The following is a 501-nucleotide window of genomic DNA, read 5'->3' as shown; positions in this document are numbered from 1 at the left end:
GATTCCAGCCTACCACCTTAAACTTGGACAACCAACGCCAAGCTGGCCTAGCCTTCTCCGTCCCTCCATCGCAATAACCAGAAGTACAGGAATATTAACCTGTTTTCCATCGACTACGCTTTTCAGCCTCGCCTTAGGGACCGACTAACCCTGCGTCGATTAACGTTGCGCAGGAAACCTTGGTCTTTCGGCGTGGGTGTTTTTCACACCCATTGTCGTTACTCATGTCAGCATTCGCACTTCTGATACCTCCAGCAAGCTTCTCAACTCACCTTCACAGGCTTACAGAACGCTCCTCTACCGCATCACCTAAGTGATACCCGTAGCTTCGGTGTATGGTTTGAGCCCCGTTACATCTTCCGCGCAGGCCGACTCGACTAGTGAGCTATTACGCTTTCTTTAAAGGGTGGCTGCTTCTAAGCCAACCTCCTAGCTGTCTAAGCCTTCCCACATCGTTTCCCACTTAACCATAACTTTGGGACCTTAGCTGACGGTCTGGGT

The 501-nt window shown here is 50.9% G+C and carries 1 rRNA gene; it reads right to left on the bottom strand.

Features of this window, described 5'->3' with window-relative positions:
• A 23S ribosomal RNA gene (locus AC1DF0_RS32155) occupies positions 1 to 501 on the bottom strand; the annotation flags it as partial.

Source organism: Paenibacillus sp. 05T425 (genome assembly GCF_056396205.1).
This window is presented reverse-complemented; position numbering and strand designations above follow the sequence as displayed.